The 657-nt window shown below is 76.0% G+C and carries 2 protein-coding genes; one reads left to right on the top strand and one right to left on the bottom strand.

The genetic code is table 11. The features are described from left to right. Window positions 1-229 (top strand): response regulator transcription factor (locus KCH_RS27895; RefSeq protein ID WP_035867519.1); only part of this gene is annotated, 229 nt, incomplete at its 5' end. A 2-nt stretch (window positions 230-231) separates the two neighbouring features. Here the strand turns inward: KCH_RS27895 and KCH_RS42730 are convergent. Beyond that, window positions 232-657 (bottom strand): alpha/beta hydrolase (locus tag KCH_RS42730; protein ID WP_425268834.1); only part of this gene is annotated, 426 nt, incomplete at its 5' end.

The following is a 657-nucleotide window of genomic DNA, read 5'->3' as shown; positions in this document are numbered from 1 at the left end:
CCCGCCCCGCGCCCCGGCGGCGAAACCTGCCGCGCTGACCTGGCAGGAGCACCGCATCGCCGAACTGGCCGCCGGCGGCCTGACGAACAAGGAGATCGGCGAACGGATGCACCTCTCGCCCCGCACCGTCAGCTCCCACCTCTACCGCGTCTTCCCGAAACTCGGCATCACCAGCCGCGCCGCCCTCCGCGACGCGCTGAGCCGCGCCGTGGAGGCGGGCCGGGGGTGAGGTCAGTCCGGGCGGGTGGTGGCGTGTTCGGCGAGCCAGTCCAGGACGTGGTCGAGGACCCGGTCGCGGCCGCTGTCGAACACCAGCGAGTGCCCGCGGTCGGCGAACTGCTTGAGGTCGGTCACGGCGCAGGAGTCGCCGTACCGCTTGTAGGTGGCGCGGGTGGCGGCGTCCGGGGCGAGGCGGTCCTCCTGGCCGGAGACCAGCAGGAGCGGTCCGCGGGGCGAACTGCCGTCCTCCGCGCGGACGGTGGCCCGGCGGAGGTCGGCGAGCAGGCGGAGCGGGGCGGGGACGGCGTACTGCTCGAAGAGGCGGGCGGCCTCCTCCTCGCCGGTGGTGTTGGCGACGGCCTGCCGGAACCAGGTGCGGGACGGCGGCTCGTAGCCGCGGTGCCGGGCCGGGGCGGCGGAGGTCGGCGACCACGGGCG

This window comes from Kitasatospora cheerisanensis KCTC 2395 (assembly GCF_000696185.1).
Lineage (GTDB): Bacteria > Actinomycetota > Actinomycetes > Streptomycetales > Streptomycetaceae > Kitasatospora > Kitasatospora cheerisanensis.
The sequence above is the reverse complement of the archived record's forward strand: the minus strand, read 5'-3'. Positions and strand labels throughout refer to the sequence as shown.